Source organism: Blastomonas aquatica (assembly GCF_014639875.1).
In the GTDB taxonomy this organism is placed as follows: Bacteria; Pseudomonadota; Alphaproteobacteria; order Sphingomonadales; family Sphingomonadaceae; genus Blastomonas; species Blastomonas aquatica.
The window spans coordinates 607170-628067 of sequence record NZ_BMGD01000001.1 but is presented as its reverse complement, the minus strand read 5'-3'; the positions used below and the strand labels follow the sequence as shown (position 1 = coordinate 628067).

The 20898-nt window shown below is 62.9% G+C and carries 19 protein-coding genes; 12 read left to right on the top strand and 7 right to left on the bottom strand.

Translation table 11 applies throughout. The features are described 5' to 3' along the window. Positions 1 to 12 precede the first annotated feature (12 nt). The 4 genes from IEW00_RS02905 to petA form a co-directional block, all read right to left on the bottom strand. The gene (locus IEW00_RS02905) at positions 13 to 363 is read right to left on the bottom strand and encodes a hypothetical protein (RefSeq protein ID WP_188512837.1); all 351 of its coding nucleotides are present in this window, start codon (positions 361 to 363) and stop codon (positions 13 to 15) included. Positions 364 to 830: 467 nt separating this feature from the next. Then, positions 831 to 1673 (bottom strand): cytochrome c1, encoded by an 843-nt coding sequence (locus tag IEW00_RS02900; RefSeq protein WP_188512836.1) that lies wholly within the window; start codon positions 1671 to 1673, stop codon positions 831 to 833. A 30-nt stretch (positions 1674 to 1703) separates the two neighbouring features. Beyond that, the gene (locus IEW00_RS02895) at positions 1704 to 2999 is read right to left on the bottom strand and encodes a cytochrome b (RefSeq protein WP_188512835.1); all 1296 of its coding nucleotides are present in this window, start codon (positions 2997 to 2999) and stop codon (positions 1704 to 1706) included. Between the two features lie 12 nt (positions 3000 to 3011). Continuing rightward, positions 3012 to 3566 (bottom strand): ubiquinol-cytochrome c reductase iron-sulfur subunit, encoded by a 555-nt coding sequence (gene petA, locus IEW00_RS02890; RefSeq protein WP_373282561.1) that lies wholly within the window; start codon positions 3564 to 3566, stop codon positions 3012 to 3014. Between the two features lie 271 nt (positions 3567 to 3837). Here petA and IEW00_RS02885 point away from each other — a divergent pair, with 271 nt between their 5' ends. The 6 genes from IEW00_RS02885 (at position 3838) to IEW00_RS02860 (ending at position 8508) form a co-directional block, all read left to right on the top strand. After that, positions 3838 to 4299, top strand: a complete 462-nt coding sequence (locus IEW00_RS02885) for a tRNA (cytidine(34)-2'-O)-methyltransferase (RefSeq protein WP_188512833.1) — start codon at positions 3838 to 3840, stop codon at positions 4297 to 4299. Between the two features lie 27 nt (positions 4300 to 4326). Next, a complete protein-coding gene (gene hemF, locus IEW00_RS02880; protein WP_188512832.1) occupies positions 4327 to 5181 on the top strand; it encodes an oxygen-dependent coproporphyrinogen oxidase in 855 nt (284 codons plus the stop codon). 7 nt (positions 5182 to 5188) lie between these two features. Beyond that, positions 5189 to 5587 (top strand): cupin domain-containing protein, encoded by a 399-nt coding sequence (locus IEW00_RS02875; RefSeq protein WP_188512831.1) that lies wholly within the window; start codon positions 5189 to 5191, stop codon positions 5585 to 5587. Between the two features lie 210 nt (positions 5588 to 5797). Beyond that, on the top strand, positions 5798 to 6964 hold the full coding sequence (metX, locus tag IEW00_RS02870; protein ID WP_188512830.1) for a homoserine O-acetyltransferase MetX: 1167 nt from the start codon (positions 5798 to 5800) through the stop codon (positions 6962 to 6964). Continuing rightward, a complete protein-coding gene (gene metW, locus IEW00_RS02865) occupies positions 6961 to 7551 on the top strand; it encodes a methionine biosynthesis protein MetW (protein ID WP_188512829.1) in 591 nt (196 codons plus the stop codon). The genes metX and metW overlap by 4 nt, the downstream gene beginning before the upstream one ends. A 24-nt stretch (positions 7552 to 7575) precedes the next feature. Beyond that, complete coding sequence (locus IEW00_RS02860; RefSeq protein ID WP_188512828.1) at positions 7576 to 8508, top strand: NAD(P)/FAD-dependent oxidoreductase; 933 nt, start codon at positions 7576 to 7578, stop codon at positions 8506 to 8508. A gap of 762 nt (positions 8509 to 9270) precedes the next feature. On the opposite strand, the gene IEW00_RS02855 is transcribed toward IEW00_RS02860, so the two are convergent. Beyond that, positions 9271 to 11070, bottom strand: coding sequence for a tetratricopeptide repeat protein (locus IEW00_RS02855; protein WP_188512827.1), 1800 nt, complete (start codon positions 11068 to 11070; stop codon positions 9271 to 9273). Between the two features lie 256 nt (positions 11071 to 11326). On the opposite strand from IEW00_RS02855, the gene IEW00_RS02850 reads away from it, so the two are divergent. The 3 genes from IEW00_RS02850 (at position 11327) to IEW00_RS02840 (ending at position 14618) form a co-directional block, all read left to right on the top strand. Further along, positions 11327 to 13153 carry an ABCB family ABC transporter ATP-binding protein/permease gene (locus IEW00_RS02850; protein ID WP_308419308.1) on the top strand — a complete coding sequence of 609 codons (1827 nt, stop codon included), beginning with the start codon at positions 11327 to 11329 and terminating at the stop codon, positions 13151 to 13153. 24 nt (positions 13154 to 13177) lie between these two features. Further along, positions 13178 to 13789 (top strand): protein tyrosine phosphatase family protein, encoded by a 612-nt coding sequence (locus IEW00_RS02845; RefSeq protein WP_308419307.1) that lies wholly within the window; start codon positions 13178 to 13180, stop codon positions 13787 to 13789. A gap of 268 nt (positions 13790 to 14057) precedes the next feature. Further along, positions 14058 to 14618 carry a hypothetical protein gene (locus IEW00_RS02840; RefSeq protein ID WP_188512826.1) on the top strand — a complete coding sequence of 187 codons (561 nt, stop codon included), beginning with the start codon at positions 14058 to 14060 and terminating at the stop codon, positions 14616 to 14618. A 180-nt stretch (positions 14619 to 14798) separates the two neighbouring features. On the opposite strand, the gene dapE is transcribed toward IEW00_RS02840, so the two are convergent. After that, complete coding sequence (dapE, locus tag IEW00_RS02835) at positions 14799 to 15965, bottom strand: succinyl-diaminopimelate desuccinylase (RefSeq protein ID WP_188512825.1); 1167 nt, start codon at positions 15963 to 15965, stop codon at positions 14799 to 14801. 41 nt (positions 15966 to 16006) lie between these two features. Between dapE and IEW00_RS02830 the strand changes: the two genes are divergently transcribed. The 3 genes from IEW00_RS02830 to IEW00_RS02820 all read left to right on the top strand — a co-directional run bounded on the left by IEW00_RS02830 (position 16007) and on the right by IEW00_RS02820 (position 19948). Next, positions 16007 to 16453 (top strand): cupin domain-containing protein, encoded by a 447-nt coding sequence (locus IEW00_RS02830; protein ID WP_188512824.1) that lies wholly within the window; start codon positions 16007 to 16009, stop codon positions 16451 to 16453. Between the two features lie 319 nt (positions 16454 to 16772). Next, entirely contained in the window at positions 16773 to 18896 is a 2124-nt protein-coding gene (locus tag IEW00_RS02825; RefSeq protein WP_229736769.1) for a TonB-dependent hemoglobin/transferrin/lactoferrin family receptor, read from the top strand. Between the two features lie 41 nt (positions 18897 to 18937). Next, positions 18938 to 19948 carry a DUF6607 family protein gene (locus IEW00_RS02820; RefSeq protein WP_188512822.1) on the top strand — a complete coding sequence of 337 codons (1011 nt, stop codon included), beginning with the start codon at positions 18938 to 18940 and terminating at the stop codon, positions 19946 to 19948. A gap of 145 nt (positions 19949 to 20093) precedes the next feature. Here the strand turns inward: IEW00_RS02820 and hisN are convergent, their stop codons facing one another. After that, positions 20094 to 20870 (bottom strand): histidinol-phosphatase, encoded by a 777-nt coding sequence (hisN, locus tag IEW00_RS02815; protein WP_188512821.1) that lies wholly within the window; start codon positions 20868 to 20870, stop codon positions 20094 to 20096. Between the last annotated feature and the right edge of the window lie 28 nt (positions 20871 to 20898).

The following is a 20898-nucleotide window of genomic DNA, read 5'->3' as shown; positions in this document are numbered from 1 at the left end:
GGAAGCGGACGCTCAGTTTTTCCAATGGCCTGCACGCCACTTTTCAGTCCTGCGCTTTGGTTTTCGGCGTGTCCTAAGCCATTCAAAAAGAACCGGCACGAGCAGGGTGATCGCTAGAATGATGGCCAGACAGCTAATACCTAACCAAGTATAGGCCACTACTTCTGACTGCATAAAAGGCCGGTCATCGAAAGCTATCCCGCTGAAAATCCTTGCCCAGCCTAAAGGGAACAACACGGTTCCAGCTATTGCCCTTCGGCGGAAAGAGATCCACCGAGGCAGCATAAAAAAGGCGGCAATCAAGACCACCGCTCCCGCCCAATTTCCAGTTTCGCTCCAAACCATGGCGACCAGTTTGAACACCGCCCTGAATTTCTGCAATCGGGTCGTCTGCTGAAAGTCAGCTTTTTCATGTCAGTGCTCGATAGCTGCCGCTGCCGCTCAGTGTGGACACTATCAAAAGCTGAGTGAAAGGCCGACGTCCGGCGCGACCTTCTTCGCGTCTTCGCGTCTTCGCGGCTTCGCGTGAGCCAGATTGTTTTCACGCGAAGACGCGAAGACGCGAAGAAATGGCGGGGATGATCCGTGGGCAGCGGAAGTGATTTCGGTCTGCGTGAGGGAGAGCCGCTTGCCTGCGAAGGCAGGCACCCATCTCCTGCCCCCGCACCCTGCACAACCGTCAGGAGATGGGCCCCTGCCTGCGCAGGGGACCGGACTTTGGCCCCGCCTATCAAGCTACAGGGAATAGCGTCGCCCCCCAAACGCAATCCGGCCCGGAAGTTCGCACTTCCGGGCCGGACCGTTTGTCTGCGTCAGGGCGCGTAAGAAGCTTAGTGCTTCACGCCTGCCCACACGTTGCGATACGCCATATAGCCCAGGCCCGTCGCGATGATCAGGAAGATCAGCACGGCCCAGCCGGTCTGGTGGCGCTTTTCCAGCGTGGGCTCTGCGGTCCACACCAGGAAAGCCGACACGTCCTTGGCCATCTGTTCGCGGGTAGCGTTCGTTCCATCGGAGTAAGTGACGATGCCGTCGCTGCCCAGAGGATTGGCCATCGCGATGTTGAGATTGGCAAAGTACGGATTGTAGTTGAGGCCAGGTCCCGGCATCGAGTCAGGGAAGCGCTGGGCGAGTTCGGCCGGTGGCTCCTGATAGCCCAGCAACAGCGAATAGATATACGGTGCTCCGCCGCTGCGAGCCTTGGTGATCAGCGAAAGATCAGGTGGCAGCGCATTGTTGTTGGCAGCACGCGCAGCTGTTTCATTGGCATGCGGTGAAGGGAACGGATCGGTCGGCAGCGATGCGCGCGTTGTGGCTTCACCTGTCGCCGGGTCGATGTCCGGCGTCTGGATTGGCCAGTTTGCTGCGATTGCCTTCACTTCGTCTTCGTTATAGCCAAGCTCGGCCAGGTTACGGAACGAAACCAGCCGCATCGAGTGGCAGGCTGCGCACACTTCCTTGTACACCTGGAAGCCGCGCTGAAGCTGCTGGCGGTCGAACTTGCCCATCGGGCCATCGCTGGCCAGAGTGAGCGCCTTCGGCTTTTCATGGAAGGCATGCTCCGCAGTTTCCTGCGGTGGTTCGCTGATGTAGGCGGCTGCGCCTACACCGAACGAGACGATGAGCCAGCCGGCAAAGAACAGCCCCACCAAAAATGCACCAATACGAATCATGTCGAATGACTTTCCTTATGGGTTCGGGCGTTATTCGGCAGGCTGCAGCACGGGGCCGCCTGCGATGCCGGTGTTGTCCTTGCCGAGCACCGATTCGGTGATCGAGAAGGGCAGGGGCTTGGGCTTTTCGATCTTCGAGATGATCGGCAGGATGATCAGGAAGTGAGCGAAATAATACGCCGAAGCCAGCTGGCTGAGCATCACATACGGTTCTTCAGCCGGCGCACCGCCCAGATAACCGAGCAGCAGCACGTCGAGCAGCAAGACCACGAAGAAGATCTTGAACAGCGGGCGATAGTTGCCCGAACGCACCGGCGAACGGTCCAGCCAGGGCAGGAAGAACAGCAGCAGGATCGATGCAAACATCGCCAGCACGCCCAGCAGCTTGGCAGGAACGATGAAGAAGTCGAAGGTGAAGGCGCGCAGGATCGCGTAGAACGGCCAGAAGTACCATTCGGGAACGATGTGTGCGGGCGTCGAGAGCGGGTTTGCGGGGATGTAGTTGTCCGCATGGCCCAGGAAGTTCGGCGCGAAGAACAGCATCGCGCAGAACAGGATGAGGAACACGCCGAGGCCGAAGCCGTCCTTGGCAGTGTAATAGGGGTGGAACGGCACGGTGTCCGATTCCGACTTCACTTCCACGCCGGTGGGGTTCGACGAACCCGGGATGTGCAGTGCCCAGATGTGCAGGATGATGACGCCTGCGGTCACGAACGGCAGCAGATAGTGCAGCGAGAAGAAGCGGTTGAGCGCGGCGTTATCCGGCGCAAATCCACCCAGCAGCCACTGTTGGATCGGCTCGCCGACCAGCGGGATCGCACCGAACAGACCGGTGATCACCTTGGCACCCCAGAAGCTCATCTGGCCCCAGGGAAGCACATAGCCCATGAAGGCGGTCGCCATCATCAGCAGGAAGATGACCAGGCCAAGCAGCCAGATCATTTCACGCGGTGCCTTGTACGAGCTGAAATACAGCCCGCGGAAGATGTGGATATACACGACGATAAAGAAGAAGCTGGCGCCGTTGGCGTGCGCATAACGCAGCATCCAGCCCCAGTTCACGTTGCGCATGATGTGTTCGGTGGAATCAAAGGCGACCAATGCATTGGGCGCATAGTGCATCGCCATGATGATGCCGGTGACGATCTGCATCACCAGCGCCACCCCGGCGAGCACGCCGAAGTTCCAGAAATAGTTCAGGTTGCGGGGAACCGGGTAGCCGGCGCCGATGGCGCCATAGACCAGACGGGGAAGCGGCAGGCGATCATCCAGCCACTTGGTCAGGTCAGACTTCGGTTCGTAATGCTTGGCCCAGGAAAAGCTCATGATTTATGCTCCTCAACCGATCTTGATGACTGTGTCGGACAGAAACGCGAACTCGGGGACCAACAGGTTGGTCGGCGCCGGGCCTTTGCGGATGCGTCCTGCGGTATCGTAGTGCGAGCCGTGGCAAGGGCAGAAATATCCGCCGAACTCGCCCTTTACCTCGCCTTGGGCCGCACCCAGCGGAACGCAGCCCAGATGGGTGCACACGCCCAGGGTCACCAGCCAGTTGGTCCGGCCTTCGACGGTGCGATCCTGCAGCGACTGCGGATCGCGCAGGCCATCGACCGACACACCTTCTGCGTCCGCCACTTCGGCCGGCGTCAGATTGCGGATGAACACCGGTTGTTTTCGCCAGATGGTTTTGATGGTTTGCCCCGGCGCAACCGCCGACACATCGACCTCGGTCGATGCCTCTGCCAGCACGTCCTTGCTGGGCGCCATCTGCGTGATGAGCGGGATAAGAACCGTCGCAGCGCCGACGCCAGCAAAGCTGACTGCGGCGATGTTGATAAAGTCACGGCGACGCACACCATCGGATTCGATGGCGGCGGTGCCGTCTTGATTCATGGTTACTTGTTCTGCCATGTCGCTAACCTGACCCTCAAGCTATTGAAAAGTTGTTTGATTTTTTCGATGCTGAAAGCGGCATGGCACGGCTATACCCCTGGCCCGTCCGCATAATTGTCGGCCTGATAGACGCAAAACCGTCATTTTGCCAACAACGAAATTGGCGCGCCGCAGCATAGTTTCTATGAATGTTGGCTGATGCAGCACGCAAATTTGATTCAGCCAGCGATCTGCCACGTGACTTGGCCACCGCGCACGTTAAAGCAGCGCCATGCGCATTGCTCTTTTTCAACCCGATATTGCCGGAAACGTGGGTGCCATCTTGCGACTTGCGGCCTGTATGGCGGTTCCGGTCGAGATCATCGAACCGTGCGGCTTCATTTTCGACGACAAGAGGCTCAAGCGCGCGGCGATGGACTATGGTCCGCTCGCCGATATGCGTCGCCACGTCGATTGGCAGGCGTTCCAGACCTTCCGCCACTCGATCGGTGCGCGTCTGATCCTGATGAGCGCGCATGCACCCGCCAGCATTTATCGCACCGAATTTCGGGATACCGACATCCTGATGATGGGCTCCGAAAGCGCGGGTGTCCCGCCGCATGTGCGTGATGCGTGCGATCTTGCCACGACCATACCGATGGCGCCCGGCCTGCGTTCGCTCAACATATCGGTCGCAACCGGGATTGCGCTTGGCGAGGCTCTGCGGCAGACACGACATCTGGGCGATGCATGAATGCATCTTGCCGAACAGGGGAGCGGAATGACCGACTGGACTGAACAGAGAATGGCAGCGCGCGGCTGGTTCGAAAGCCTGCGCGATGCGATCTGTGCCGAATTTACCGCCATCGAGCGCGAAGCGGGCTCGGACGCCGAGTTCGATTATGCTGCATGGAACCGCACCGAAGACGATGGATCGCATGGCGGCGGCGGGGTTCGTGGCCTGATTAAGGGCAAGGTGTTCGAAAAGGCTGGGGTCAACGTCTCCACCGTCGAAGGTCGGTTCAGCGAGGAGTTCGCCAAATCGATCAACGGCGCTGCGCAAGACCCGCGATTCTTCGCGACAGGAATCAGCCTGGTCGCGCATATGGCCAATCCGCACGTTCCTGCGGTGCATATGAACACCCGTTTCCTTGTTACCACCAAGGCCTGGTTCGGCGGGGGAGCCGATCTCAACCCGCCGCTGCCTTACGCGGAAGATACGGACGATTTTCACGCCCGGATGCAGGTGGCTTGCGATGCGCATGATTCATCATATCATGCCAAGTTCAAGGCATGGGCGGACGACTATTTTTTTATTCCCCACCGGGGCGTCCATCGCGGTGTTGGCGGCATCTTCTACGATCATCTCGAATGCACCGATCAGACGACGTTCGATGCCAACTTCGCGTTCACCCAGGATGTCGGCCGGGCGTTTCTTGATATTTTCCCTGCGCTGGTGCGCCGCCGGATGGGTCAGGAATTTACGCCAGCCGAAAAGCACCAGCAATTGGTGTGGCGCGGCCGTTATGCCGAGTTCAACCTGATCCACGATCGCGGAACGCTGTTCGGTCTCAAGACCGGCGGCAATATCGACGCAATCCTGATGAGCCTGCCACCCGAAGCCGTGTGGGATTGATGATGCGATGACCGTTCTGCCGATCGCCACGCACCCGGTCCATCTGGGCCTCGGCGCCAAAGCGGTGCCGCAGCCGCCGATGGATGGCGGTGCGGACTGGTACCAAGCCTATGAGGCGCGCGCGGCTGTTGATGGCATCGAGGGCCGGCTGGTCACCCAGTTCAGCTTCGACGAACCCTGGTCGATGTGGGAAATGCATCCTGCAGGCGACGAGATGGTGCTGTGCATTGCGGGGCGGATGACGCTGCATCAGGAACAGGCGAACGGCACGGTGACCACGCTGGAGCTTGGCCCTGGCGATTACGCGATCAATCCGCCGGGGGTATGGCATACGGCGGATGTCGAAGGCACCGCGACGGCGCTGTTCATCACGGCAGGGGCGGGCACGCAGCATAAGGCGCGGTAACTCTCAAAATCCTCCCCCAGCTCGCTGGGGGAGGGGGATCGTTCGCGGAGCGAATGGTGGAGGGGAAGCGGGGTTGTGCTTCCCTTCGAGATCTGCACGCAGGCGCTTCCCCTCCACCACTTCGTGGTCCCCCTCCCCGAGCAAGCTCGGGGAGGATTGGTGCGGGCCCCCCATTGACAGCCGTCTACCTTGCCGCCAATCGCACGGGCCATGGCCAGCGCATCCGCCTCTCATTCTGACGCCCGTTTCGGGCTCGACCGGCGGGTGACCTTGCTCGGCCCGCTGCCGCTCGATTGCGGCGCGGCGCTCGCGCCGGTCGAGATCGCCTATGAAACCTATGGCAGCCTGAACGCCGACAAGAGCAACGCGGTGCTGATCTGCCATGCGCTGACCGGCGACCAGTATGTCGCCTCGAGCCATCCGATCACCGGCAAGCCGGGCTGGTGGATGCGGCTGGTGGGGACAGGCAAGCCGGTCGATCCGGCGCGCGATTTCATCATCTGCGCCAATGTCATCGGCAGCTGCATGGGCTCGTCTGGCCCCGCGACAGTGAACCCGGCGACGGGGACGCCGTGGGGCATGGACTTTCCGGTACTGTCGATCGCCGACATGGTCCGCGCCCAGGCGCTGCTGTTCGATTATCTGGGAATCGGCACGCTCGCCGCGGTCATCGGCGGATCGATGGGCGGAATGCAGGCGCTGAGCTGGCCGGTGCTGTACCCTGACCGGGTGCGTGCGGCGCTGGTCATCGCCTCGACCGCGCGGCATTCTGCACAGAACATCGCGTTCCACGAGGTTGGACGACAAGCGATCATGGCCGATCCGCGCTGGCGCAAGGGGGCCTATTATGCTGACGGCGACGTCCCCGCATCGGGCCTCGCGGTAGCGCGGATGGCCGCGCACATCACGTACCTCTCCGAAGCGGGCCTAACCGAGAAATTCGGGCGCAGGCTGCAGGCACGAGATGGCGCAGCGGGGGCAGATTGCGACGGAAGCAGCTTCGGCTTCGACGCCGATTTCCAGATCCAGAGCTATCTGCGCCACCAGGGGATCAGCTTTGTCGACCGGTTCGATGCCAACAGCTATCTGTATATCACCCGTGCGATGGATTATTACGACCTGGCGCAACCGCACGACGGCGTGCTGGCGCGCGCGTTCATGGGAACGAAGACGCGGTTTTGCCTGATCAGCTTCGATACCGACTGGCTTTACCCTACCGCTGAATCCCGCCGGATCGTGCATGCGCTCAACGCCGCAGGAGCCGAAGCCAGCTTCGTCGAATTGTCCTCGCCCTTCGGCCATGACGCGTTCCTGCTCGAGTGCCCCGAGATGAACCGCATCGTCGATGGCTTCTTGCGCGCGGGAGCGAACAGGTGACCGCGTTGCGTCCCGACCTGCGAATCATTGCCGACAACATTGATGCAGGATCGCGGGTGCTCGATGTCGGCTGCGGCGATGGCGCGCTGATGGCGGCTCTGCGCGACAGCCGGCAGGTCCGTGCCCGCGGGCTTGAACTTGACCCTGCCAATGTCAGCGCGGCGGTGACTCGCGGACTTTCGGTGATCCAGGGCGATGCCGATACCGACCTTGCCGATTACCCCTCGGGCAGCGTCGATTATGCGATCCTTAGCCAGACCTTGCAGACCACGCGCGCGCCGCATCTGGTGCTCGAGGAGTTGCTGCGGATCGGGCGGCAGGCGTTCGTCAGCTTCCCCAATTTCGCGCACTGGCGGATCCGCATGTCGCTGCTGACCCACGGGCGGATGCCGGTCACCCGGTTGATTCCGGAGGCGTGGTATGAAACCCCCAATATCCACCATGTCACCATAGACGATTTCCGCAGCCTGATCGCCACGCGCGGATGGACCTGCGATGGCGAATGGTTCCTGTCGGGTGACCAGCAGACCTCGCGCGGCATGGCCAACCTGTTGGCGGAACACGCCGTGTTCCTGCTGCGGCGATAACACACACCAAGGGACGTTAGCATCATGCAGATCGCAATCATCGGAGCCGGGCTGGCAGGGCTGTCGGCGGCGAACGCTTTGGTCACGGCGGGCCACACTGTTGGCCTGTTCGACAAGGCGCGTGGCCCGGGCGGACGGATGTCGACCCGGCGTACCGAGACCGAACGCGGACTGGCATTCTTCGACCATGGCGCGCAGTATTTCACCGCGCGCGATCCCGGCTTTGCTGCGGAAGTCGCGCGCTGGGAGGCTGCAGGTTCGGCAGCGCGCTGGCCCGCTGCGGGCGAGGGCGCCTGGGTCGGAACGCCGGGGATGAACGCGATCATCAAGGGCCTGGCGGCAGATCACGCGGTACAGTGGAATTGCCGGATCGAAAGCCTTTCGCGCGAGGGTGCGCTTTGGCGGCTGAAGCATGCGGATGGCACGGAAACGGCCGATGCGGTGATCGTCGCGGTACCCGCCGAACAGGTCGCCGATCTGGTCGCTGCACATCGGGGCGAATGGGCGGAGTTGGCGCAGGCCACCCGGTCGCAGCCATGCTGGACGGTGATGGCCGCCTTCGGCTCGCGGGTCGATTTTGCTGGCGACTGCCTGCGGACCGAAGGCGCGATCGGCTGGGCGGCGCGCAACAGCGCCAAGCCCGGGCGGACGGGCCCGGAAAGCTGGGTGGTGCAGGGCTCGCCCGCCTGGTCGACCGAGCATCTGGAAGACGATGCCGAGACCGTGATCGCACTGCTGCTGGCTGAGCTGGCAGCCGCGCTCGGTTGCGAGCTGCCCGAGACCATCGCGGTGCAGGCCCACCGCTGGCGCTATGCCATGTCGGGATCGGCAGGCCGGACGGCGGTGTGGGATGGGTCTTTGGGTCTGGGGCTCTGCGGCGACTGGCTGGTCGGGCCCCGGATCGAGAGCGCCTGGGTATCCGGCCGGGCGCTCGCTGGTCTGGTTCTCGCGGGCTGATCAGGCTCTAGATCAGGCGGCGGATCAAATCGACGCGCCCGGGGCGATGCTGGCGGCGATAAACAAGGCCGAGGTCATGATGGCAAGGCATGAAGCGAACAGCTGACCCTGGATGCTTTCAAAACCGGCGATAAACATTGGATTTTTCCTGGATGAAACGGGGTTGAAACAGCGGATGATCAGACGATCGTTCCGGGGGCGACGCTGGCTGCGATCAGGATGAACGACGAGACAGCGGCAAGAACGGTGGCGAGGAGGTTCATGGGAATGGTCCTTTCAGAAGAGTGTTGCGGTTCGGGTCGTTGAGATCAGACGATCATGCCGGGAAGAACGCTGGTGGCAATCAGGATGGCCGAGCAGACAGTGGCGAGAGCGGTTGCGAGAATGTTCATGTCGAGGGTCCTTTGCTTTGAATGGGATGTGTGGAGGGGTGAAGGGGCCGAAGTGATCAGACGATCGTGCCGGGAACAACGCTGACGGCGATGAAGAAGCTGGAGCACACGACAGCGAGGGCGGCGGCGAACAGCTGGCTCTGAGCGTTGGTGAAGATGGTCATTTTGATCGTCCTTTCGAATGTTTCTGGTGGTCCCGGTCGGTGTGGCCGGAGATGCCAGGTACATTGCACAGGGCGTGCCAGTTCAAAAAACCATTTTGTTTCAGTGTCTTGAGGGAATCTGCAGATTTCTCGAAGATGAACAGATGCTGACAGTTGGGAAAATTCCCCATTTATCAGGATCGATGTTCAGCCGAACGCCGTGCGGCTCAGCCTGCGTTCTCGATAAGGCCCACGCGCTGCGCCTCAGCCACCATGCGGCGGCTGAAAAAGGGCGAAATGGCAAAGCGGGCCAGGATATCGGGCGCGGGCGTACCCGGGCTTACCCCCACCGATTTCTCCAATTCGGCCCAGGCCGCGCGCGCAGGGGCTGCGCGACCATTGGCGGCCAATGCCAGCGCCTTGGCGAGCAGGAAATTCGGCTGCGTCGCTACCAGCGACGAGTCCGCCCGCATCGCCAGATCGAGCGCGGTATCTGCCTTGCCGTTGATCAGCCGGGTGATCACCAATGATGCGGTCTGGTATCCGCCAGGCTCGCTGTTCATTGCCAGCGCGCGCTCGAGCACCCGTTCGGCACCTTCGGTATCGCCGCATGACAACATAAATGTTCCTGCGATCCCCAGGGTATCGGGCTCGAGCGGATTGCTCTCCACCGCGCGCCGGGCAAACGCAATCGCCCTGGGGCAATTGCCGCGCACCAGGGCGGACCGCGCGACGGCGATCTGGGCGAGCGAGGACCGGCCATCGAACTGCAGCGCAGCTTCAGCGAGCGTGCGCCCGCGATCGGACGGGATCAGGGGAGCCCTGCGGTCGGCGTCTCGGGACGAAAGCGCAAGATACGATAGCGCCTGAAGGAACAATGGCTCGTCCGGATGGATTTCAAGCGATCGCTTGAGGCAGGCCTCGAGCGCGGGCCGAATAGCCCGTTCACGACTCTGGCGGAATGCATCATACTGGATCAGGCAGGGATAGCCCGGGCTCATGGCGCTGCCGATCAGCTTGCGCTGGTGCTGCGCAATCAAGCCGCCAGACCGCGCAATCACCGAAATCCCAGACCCAATCGCCTGCTCGAAGTCGGGCGCTGCCAGCCGGCTATCATCACCGAGCAACTCATGCGACCACAACGTTGCCCCCGTTGCCTGGTGACGAAGCGTCAGGAAGATCATGTTGGGGGTTGCCCCTGCCTGACGTCCTCCGCTGCGCAGCAGAAGCTTGTATTCGCGAGCCATCTGCCGGGTGTCCGGCCTGTCGGAATGCTTGTCCATGCTGACCGCCAGCATTTCGAACCGCTGCAGATGCATCTCTGCAATCTGTGCAGCAGTGTTCAGGTCGTCATTGCCATTATCGGGATAGGTACTGATGGTGACGTGAGCGAGGTGCTGGCGCATGTCGCGCCGCGCCGCTCGCTCTTCGACGTCGGGCATCGCTACCAGCCAGATGACATACAACAGTGCTAACAATACCAGCACAGGCACTGCCCAGATCAGCCACCCAACATCGACGCCTTGCCGCAATACCGGCGGCGTGGGTGGCGGGACGTCAAACGCGGGCGCTGCGGGCGTCGTGACAGGGGGCGCCGGTGCAGCGGAGGCATCCCCGGGTGCCGACCCTATCGCCGGTTCTGTTATAGCGGGATCGGCGGCAGGTGCAGATGGCACCGGCGTGATCGGAACAAGCGCAACGTTATAGTGCCCGACCGGAATGCATATTCGCTGGCGACGACTGGCTTCCTCGGCCGTAAGTGCAGCATAATGCAGGTCCAGCATCTTGCGCAGCCGTCCGACCTGAACCCTGGGATAGCTGTCGCTCTGCGGATCGAAGCTGTCGTCACGGCCCAGCCCTTCGACCGCGATCTGATAGGCCTTCAGACGCTCGCCATTGCCCGCGAGCGTCTGATCGACCAGATATTCAAGAAGCCTGCGCAGCACCGGAGATCGCACGAGTTCGGGTGACTGCATCACCAATGCCAGTTCGCTAAGCAAAGCGATTCTGTCAGGTTGATCGCTCACGTAAATGCAGCCCCTTCAGGGTAACCTGTCGTCAGTCGTTGCGGATGCAGCACCCTGAACCTTATCGTGTCCGCGCTTTTGCAGGTTGGACGATATATAGTGTGATGTAACATTGCAATTGACGTGACATTAAAATGCGGCGGAATGCCAAGAAACGCGGGTTTTCACGGTTACACGTCGTTTCATGTCCCGCTATCCGCGGTTTTTCCGACTGAGGGCTTGGAACCTGCCGGGATCGACCCTATCGAGAAGGCCCATGCATTCATTCCACACCGCACCGCCCCCGCCGGGCGCAAAGCAGCCCGCGATGCGGGAGACGCTCGCGCGCTTTCTGCCCTATCTTTGGCCGCAGGACCGGCCCGACCTGAAGATCCGTATCTGCGGCGCGATGCTGATGGTAGTGCTGGGCAAGGCGGCGGTGCTGTCGATGCCGTTCGCCTACAAGGCCGCGATCGACAGCATGACGATCGGCGGCACGACCATGGCCATGGCGGCGATCGTCGCGGTCCTGGCCTATGGCGCGGCGCGGCTGGGATCGGTGCTGTTCGACAATCTGCGCAACGTGGTGTTTGAACGCGTCGGTCAGGAGGCCACGCGGACGCTGGCGGAAAACGTGTTCGTCCAGCTGCACAGCCTGTCGTTGCGCTTCCATCTCGCGCGGCGCACCGGCGAAGTGACCAAGGTCATCGAACGCGGCACCAAAAGCATCGATGTGATGCTGTATTTCCTGCTGTTCAACATCGCGCCGACGATCCTGGAGCTGGTCGCGGTGCTGGTGATCTTCTGGATCAACTTCGGCGTAGGGCTGGTGCTTGCGACGGTGGCGATGGTGGCGCTGTACATCGGCTTCACCCGCATCGTCACCGACTGGCGCAACCATCTGCGCGAGACGATGAACACGCTCGACGGGCGGCAGCTGGGCCGCGCGGTGGATTCGCTGCTCAATTACGAGACGGTGAAGTATTTCACCGCCGAGGCGCGCGAAGCCAAGCGTTATGGCGATGCGGCGCGGACCTATGCCAACGCCGCGGTCAAATCGGAAAACTCGCTGGCGCTGCTCAACGTGGGCCAGTCGCTGATCACTAACCTGATGATGGCCGGCGCGATGGCCTATACCATCTGGGGGTGGAGCGTCGGCCAGTTCACCGTGGGCGATCTGGTGCTGGTGAACACTTTGCTGATGCAGCTGTTCCGCCCGCTCGATCTGCTGGGCATGGTCTATCGCACCATCCGCCAGGGGCTGGTCGATATGGCCGCGATGTTCGATCTGATCGATACGCCGGCTGAAATCGTCGATATCCCCGGCGCGCCGCCGCTCGACTGCGCCTTGCCTTCGGTCGAGTTCCAGGACGTCAATTTCGGCTATGATGCCGATCGCCAGATCCTGCACAAATTGAGCTTCAAGGTCGAGCCCGGGCAGACGCTGGCGCTGGTCGGGCCGTCGGGCGCGGGCAAATCGACCATAGCGCGGCTGCTGTTCCGCTTCTACGACCCGCAAGGCGGGCGCATCCTGGTCGGCGGGCAGGACATCTCCCAGGTGACGCAAGGCTCGCTGCGCGCGGCGATGGGCATCGTGCCGCAGGATACCGTGCTGTTCAACGATACCATCGGCTACAACATCGGCTATGGCCGCGAGGGTGCGACGCAGGAAGAGATCGTCCGCGCAGCGCATGGCGCGGCGATCGGCACCTTTATCGAGTCGCTGCCCAAGGGCTATGATACCGAAGTCGGTGAACGCGGGCTCAAGCTGTCGGGCGGCGAAAAGCAGCGAGTCGCGATTGCGCGGACCCTGCTCAAGAACCCGCCGCTCGCGATTTTCGACGAGGCGACATCGGCGCTCGATAGCGCCACCGAGGCCGAGATTCTGGGAACGCTCGGTACGCTCGCGCAGGGGCGGACCACGCTGGTGATCGCGCACCGCTTGTCTACGGTCACGCATGCGGATACCATCATCGTGCTGGAGAAGGGGTGCGTTGCCGAGCAGGGGTCGCACCGCGAACTGCTGCGCAAGGGCGGCCTCTATGCAGCAATGTGGGAACGCCAGGCGCTCGAGCGCGAAAAGGAAGAGGCCCAGACCGTATGATGAACCCGGCATGATGAAGCCCGTATGAGAAAACCCGTTGCCCATGCGTTGACACTCGCTGTCGCGATGCTCGCGCTCGCCGGATGCAAGGAACGCAGCCAGGGCAACAGGACCCCGACCCAGATGCCGCCGATTCTGGCATCCCTGTCCGCCGCGCCATCAACCACTGCCCCGCTGACCCAGAAAGACCAGAGCATGTTTACGCCTCTTGCCAACAACATCGATGTCGCGCCCCAAATTTCGCTTGATCAGGTTGCCGCCGCTAAGGCGCAAGGCGTGACGATGATCATCAACAACCGCCCCGATGGCGAAGACCCCTCTGCGCCGCAGGGCGCGGATATCGCCGCAGCCGCCGAGGCTGCAGGCCTCGATTACGTCGCGATCCCGATCACCCATGCCGGTTTCTCGGGTCCGCAGGTCGATGCGATGATTGCCGCGATGGGCAAGGCTGAAGCGAGTGGCGGCAAGGTGCTCGCCTATTGTCGCTCGGGCACGCGCTCGACATTGCTGTGGTCGCTGGCCAAGGCCAAGCAGGGCGGCAATCCCGCCGAACTCAGCAAACTCGCCGCGAACGCCGGCTACGATCTCTCCCCGATCCGCCCGATGCTCGACGCGCTCTCGGGCCGGGTGGAGTGACCTAACAATTCCTCCCCCAGCTTGCTGGGGGAGGGGGACCGCGCTGCGCAGCAGCGTGGTGGAGGGGCAGCGAGGCCAAGCCGCCCCAACAGCCTTTTCACAATCCCGCTTCCCCTCCACCACCGACCTGCGGTCGGTGGTCCCCCTCCCCGAGACAAGCTCGGGGAGGATTGAAACAGCATGGTTAACCCTATCCTAACCATCTCGTGATCAACCTTGCCTATTCGGGGCGACAGACCTTGCTCCGGAAATGCAAGGAGAACGGGGCATGGCGAGCCATCCCAGTGCAGCATCGGGCAATTCATCGGCGGCTTTGACGCTGGCAGAGCTGCGCGAGTTCGCAAGTTTCCCGCCAGGAGCGCAGCGCTATATCAAACGCGCGCTCGATATCGGGCTGGCGCGCGAGGATGCGTTCAAGCGCTGGGCGCGCAACGCCGAGGAAACCGCCTCGATCCGCATGCATTACCTCGTCTATCAGGATCTGAAACTGCTGCGTGGCAACGTTCCCGATGCGCCGCACGAGGACGGTTTCGAACATTTCATGGCACTGCTGGTGCGGCTGGCGGCGTTCGATCTGGCGCAGGGGCGGATCGAGAGCTTCTCGACCTTCCGCTTTCTGTATGAACGCCTGCTGGGCGCAGATGTGCGGCCGTGGCTGCCGTCAGCCTATTGCGCTGCGGCTGCGCTGCCGCAGATCCAGCCCGATCGGCGCAAGATCCTGCTCCAGTCGATCAGCGAGGCTGCGGCGACCGCGCCCGGCTGGTCGCTACGCGCGCCGGTTTTCTTCCCCGAATGGGTCGAATGGGTCAGCGGCGACTCCGCGCATTGAGGGTGTTGCCCTAGACGCAAGGGTTGCACGCACGTCCCTCGACTTCGCTCGGGACAAACGGAAGTGGGGAGTGGCCGACCAAAGGCGGAGTTACGCCTACCTTCCCGAGTTCCCACCTCCCCGAGTTCCCACCTCCCCGAGTTCCCGAGCGAAGTCGAGGGACGTACGCGCCAACCCGAGTCAGTTCGTGCCCACCAAGGCCCCCAGCACAACCCGGCGATAGATCCGCGCCAGCGTATCCAGATCCGCCACCGCCACCGCCTCGTCGAGCTTGTGCATCGTGGCATTACACAGACCGAACTCGACGACCGGGCAGATGCGTGACAAGAAGCGCGCATCCGATGTGCCTCCCGTGGTCGATAGCTCGGTTTCCAGCCCGGTCTCGGCGCGGATCGCGTCCGCGACCATGCCGGACAGTTCGCCCGGTGGCGTCAGGAACGCCTCGCCCGAAATCTTCGCCTCGACACTGCCCCCCATCGCCTCAGCGATTCCGGTGATCAATTCGGTCAGCGACTGGCCGCTGTGCAGATCGTTGAAGCGGATCGAAATCCGCGCTTCGGCGCCGGCGGGGATGACGTTGTGCGCAGGATTGCCCACCGCCAGATCGGTGATCTCGATGTTGCTCGGCTGGAACCAGTCGGTGCCCTCATCAAGCACGAGCCGCTCGATCTCGCCGAGGATCGCGACCAGCTTGGGGATCGGGTTGTCGGCCATGTGCGGATAGGCGACATGCCCTTGCGTACCCGCCACGCGGATCCACATGTTGACCGATCCGCGCCGTCCGATCTTGACCATGTCCCCCAGCCGGGCGACCGATGTCGGTTCGCCTACCAGGCACAGATCGGGCACGGTGCCTTGCTGCTGCATCAGGTCGATCAGCGCGCGGGTGCCGTAGATCGCGGGGCCTTCCTCGTCGCCGGTGATGATCAGGCTGATCGTGCCGACCTCGCGCGGAATTGCGGTGACCGCCGCGACGAAGCTCGCGATCGATCCCTTCATGTCGACCGCGCCGCGCCCGTGCAGAAGGTCTCCGCGCACTTGCGGCACGAACGGATCGCTGGCCCAGCCCTTGCCCGGCGGCACCACATCAAGATGCCCGGCGAACGCGAAATGCCGCCCGGAATCGCCCACCGGCCGGCGGATCGCGTGCAGGTTCTCCACCGGGCCATCGGGCGCCTCGCCGCAGACAAAGCGCGTGACGTCAAAGCCCAAAGGTTTCAGCATGGCCTCAAGGCAATCGAACACCGCGCCGGTAGCGGGGGTGACGCTTTCACAAGCGATCAGGCGGCTGGCAAGCTCGAGTGGCGAGGGCGCGAGCGTGGCGGTGTCTGTAGCGATGTCGGTCATGAGGGCTTTCTTGTTGGCTGTTGCTGCATTAGCATCGCGATATGCCCAAAGTCGACCTGCAAGCCGTGCCTCAGACCAACGCGACAGGATACCCGGCGCACCTCGCCAATGTCGTGCAGCAGCGCTGGTACCGTCGCCTGTCGCCTGCCACGGGCCTCACCGATTTCGGCGCCAGCCATGTCGTGCTGAAACCTGGAGCTTGGTCAGCACAGCGCCACTGGCACGAATGCGAGGACGAACTGCTGGTCATCCTGTCGGGGAGCGCGGTGCTGGTCGATGATATGGGGCGCACGCCGCTGGTGGCAGGCGATGTCGCCGCATTCCCCAAGAACGATGGCAACGGCCACTGCCTGATCAACGAAAGCGACACCGATTGCGTGTTCCTGGTGGTCGGCAGATCCGTCAACGGCCCGTGCCATTATCCCGACGTCGACATGCACGAGAACGGCGGCGGCGACAAACGCCGCAAGGACGGCGCTAAGTTTTGACTGCGATGGCAAGCCCGGCAGGTGATATCCGGGCAGCCACCTGACCCCTCGCGAAACTTTTGATCTGGTAAGGTGCATGGGCAGCGCCCCGAATTTCGGGCGCTCCATCGCGCCTGGTTCTGCTGTGGCGCCCTTCTGACGCCAAAAGTGCTTCCTCGCCATATTGACCCCAAAGCGAAATCGCCTAATAAGCTATTGCGAATCGCTAGCATTAGCATTGAGGGGGATTTTGATGACGCATTGGTTCTGTTCCGCAGCAGTTGTGGCGCTGTGCGCCATCCCGGGTTCTGCAATGGCCGCTCAGGCGAAGGCGCCGCTGATGGCAGATACAGATGCCGTCGATGCCGATGCTGGCAGCGATGGGCGGACGATCGTCGTCTCCGCCACCCGCTCGCCGGTGGCGATCGACGATGTGCCAGCGACAATCTCCGCCAAGAGCGACGAGGAAATCGCCGACGAACTGGCAACCGACATCAAGGATCTGGTGCGGTTCGAGCCCGGCGTCAGCGTCCGCCGCGCGCCTGCACGCTTTGGCGCGGCACTTGCCGGAACGGGCCGCGCGGGCAACGAGGATTTCACCATCCGCGGCATCGGCGGCAACCGGGTGCTGATCCAGGTCGATGGCGTGCGAATCCCGATGGGGTTCAGCTTCGGCGCGCAGACCGTCGGGCGCGGCGATTCGGTCGACATCGGCCTGGTCAAATCGGTCGAGATTCTGCGCGGTCCGGCGTCTGCGCTCTACGGCAGCGATGGTTTGGCCGGCGCGGTCAGCTTCACGCTCAGCGATCCCGAGGACATCCTCAAGGGTCAATCGGTCGCGGGACTGGTGCGCACGCAATATTCGAGCGCGGATGACGAATATGCCCAGACCGCCATTCTCGCCGGGCGCAGCGGCGATCTGTCGGCGCTGATCTCGTACAGTCGGCGCGATTTCCAAGAGCTCGATAACCGGGGCACCAACGACATTCTGGGCGCCAACCGCACAACCCCCAATCCGCAGGACGGCCAAAGCAACGCGGCGACGGCGCGGATCGTCTGGGACCCCGCCGGCGGCCATAAGGTCAGGCTGACCGGCGAGTATCAGGATAATGCGCTGGTCACCGATCTGCTGTCGGGGCGTTCGGCCACGGTCGACAACCTTGTCGCGCGCGACACCGGCAAGCGCTGGCGCGTGGCGGGCGACTGGATGTGGGAGGGCGAAGGCGCGCTGGAGATGGCGCGGGTGAGCGGCTATTGGCAGTCCGCCGACGACCGGCAGTTCACACAGGAAGACCGCACCCCGCTGGCTGATCGCACCCGGCTCAACACCTTTGACAACCGCGTCTACGGCCTGTCCGCAGAAGCGCGTGCCAGCTTTGCCACCGGACCATTGCAGCACAAGATCGTGTTCGGCGCCGATGCCAGCCGGACCCGGCAACAGGGTCTGCGCGATGGCACGGTACCGCCTGCCGGTGAGGTTTTCCCGACCAGCGCGTTCCCTGTGACCGACTACACGCTCGCCGGGGTGTTCATCGGCGACGAGATAAGCGCCGGGCCGCTGACGCTGTTCCCGGCGCTGCGGTTCGATCACTACAAGCTTTCGCCTCAGGCTGATCTGCTGCTGCCGCCAACCTTCGTGACCACGGGTCAATCGGGCGAACGGGTCAGCCCCAAGCTGGGCGCGGTGCTCAAGCTGACCGATGTGGTGCGGCTATTCGCCAATTACGCACAAGGGTTCCGCGCGCCCGAACCCAGCCAGATCAACCAGTTCTTCGAGAATCTGGGGCAGGGCTATACCTCGGCGCCAAACCCCGATCTAGGGCCGGAGCGGAGCGAAAGCTTCGAAGGCGGCATCCGCTTCGTCAGCGACGCGGTGAGCCTCAGCGCCACCGCGTTCACCGCGCGCTACAAGGATTTCATCAGCCAAGAAGTGGTCGGCGGCGGGTTCACGCCCGGCAACCCTGCGATCTTCCAGTTCATCAACCTTGACCGGGTCAAGGTGGAAGGGGTCGAGGCGCGAATGGACCTGCGCGACAGTAACGGCCTCACCGGGCAGCTCGCGATCTCCTATGCCAAGGGCGATGTGATCGATCCAGCCGCAGAGGCGCGCACGCCGCTGGCCACCGTCGATCCGCTGAAACTGGTCGCCGGGATCGGCTGGCGCGACAATGCCGGGCGATTCGGTGGGCAGCTGATCGCCACGCACAGCGCGCGCAAGTCCGATGGACGCAGCTCCGGAGTGTGTACGCCATCGTGCTTCCGCCCCGACGCGTTCACGATCCTCGATGCGACCGCGTTCGTGAACCTGGGACCGGTGACGCTGCGCGCGGGGTTGTTCAACCTGACCAACGCAAAATACGCTTGGTGGGCCGATGTGCGCGGGCTCGCCAGCACCACGACGATTGCCGACGCGTTTACCCAGCCCGGCCGCAACGGTAGTGTTTCGTTGACTTATCGCTTTTGATTCGCAAAACTGTTATCAATTGTTGAAGAGGGGTTCAGACCATGAAAACACGCTTCATTTCGCTTGCCGCCGCCAGTCTGATCGCACTGACATCGGCCGCCGGGTTGGCCCACCCGCCGATTGCCGAGCGACCCGCTGCCGAGGAATCGGCGGCTTTCGAGGCCGACCGCGCCGAAATCCTTGCCATGGCAGGCAATTTCAAGGTGCGCTTCGACATGCAGGAGGCGACACCCTGGATGCCGGGCTACACCCCGCTCGAGCGCAAGATCTCCAGCGGGCATGAGGTCGTCCGTTTGATCGAGGACACCGGCCGCCATATCGTGCTGCAACACATTCTGGTGTCAGAGCACGAGGGCAAGCCGCATATCACCAAGCACTGGCGACAGGACTGGGAGTACGAGCCCGCCAAGGTGCTCGCCTATTCCGATCGCAACGCCTGGACCTGGGAGGACGTGCCCGAAAAGATGCGCCGGGGTCGCTGGTCGCAGACCGTGTGGCAGGTCGACGACAGCCCGCGCTATGCCGGTTGGGGACAGTTCGAGAAGCAGGGCGGCCTCAGCCGCTGGCGCTCCAACTGGACCTGGCGTCCGCTCGCGCGGCGCGACGCAGTTCGCAGCCCGGTGTACGACCGCTATTATGCGATCAATCGCCACCAGACCACGCCCGATGGCTGGGTCCACTGGCAGGACAACATCAAGATGGGGCTGGCCGATGGCACGTTGAAGCCTGTCGTCCAGGAATATGTCCTGAACACCTATACCAAGTTTGATGGCTATAACGTCAAAGCGGCGGACGATTACTGGGCGGCGACCAAGGGCTATTGGGCTGCGGTGCGCTCGGCCTGGGACGCTGTTGCCGTAACCAAGGGTGGCATCGCCATCCAGGAAGAGGCGCAGGCCGGAACCGTGATCAGCGCGCGGCTGCTGACGATGGCGGACGAGGTCATAGACGGCAAGCTCACCGAGGCTGCGGCGATCGGCGAGGCCAAGCGGTTGATCGCCGAAAACACCAAGATGGTCGATGCCAGGCAGGTTGCCAGCGCCAAGAGATGAGTGGCAATCGCCGGATGCGCTGACATGACGCGTCCGTGCGATCCGCCCTCTGTCCGCCATGGCGGAAGCTAACCCCGTCATGGCGGACATCTTTGTGTCTGCGCCCGGATCTGTCCGCCCCGATATCTGCGCCTAGATGGCGGCGTCAGTGCGCCAGCGCTGCCAGCACGTCTTCCAGCCGCGCCGGATCGCCCATCGCGATGACTCGGCCATCGCTGCCCTTGTGCAGCGGATCGCCGTTCCAGTCGCACATATGCCCGCCTGCGCCTTCGACGACAGGGACAAGCGCAGCAAAATCATGCAGTTTCAGCCCGCTCTCGCACACCAGATCGACCGACCCTTGCGCGACCAAGCCATAATTGTAGCAATCGCCGCCCCAGATCAGCCGCCTGGTGTCGCACTGCTTAGCGAGCGCCATGAAGTGCATTGCGTCATGATCGCTGAACAGGTGCGGGCTGGTGGTGGCGAGCACCGCGTCCTCGATCTCCGGGCACAGCCGCGCCCTGACCGGCTTGCCGTTGAAGGTGGTGCCGCGCCCGGTCGCGCCGACCCAGCGCTCGCACCCGATCGGCTGATCGATCACGCCCAGCACCGGCCATTCCTCGGCGATCAGCGCGATCAGCGTGCCGAAGATCGGCCGCCCGGCGATGAAGCTGGTGGTGCCGTCGATTGGATCGAGCACCCAGGTGCGCCCGGTCGACCCTGGCTTTTCGCCATATTCCTCACCGATCACGCCGTCGCGCGGTGCTTCAGCATCGAGGATCGCACGCATCGCAGCTTCGGCGGCGCGGTCGGCTTCAGTCACGGGCGAGGCATCGGCCTTGCGGTCGGTGGTAAAACTGGAGCGATAGAACGGGCGGATCGCCTCGCCTGCGGCTTCTGCCAGCCGCTGCGCCAGCGCGATGTCTTTGCTGTGGATCATGCGTCGATCGCTATCGTTGATAAGGGGT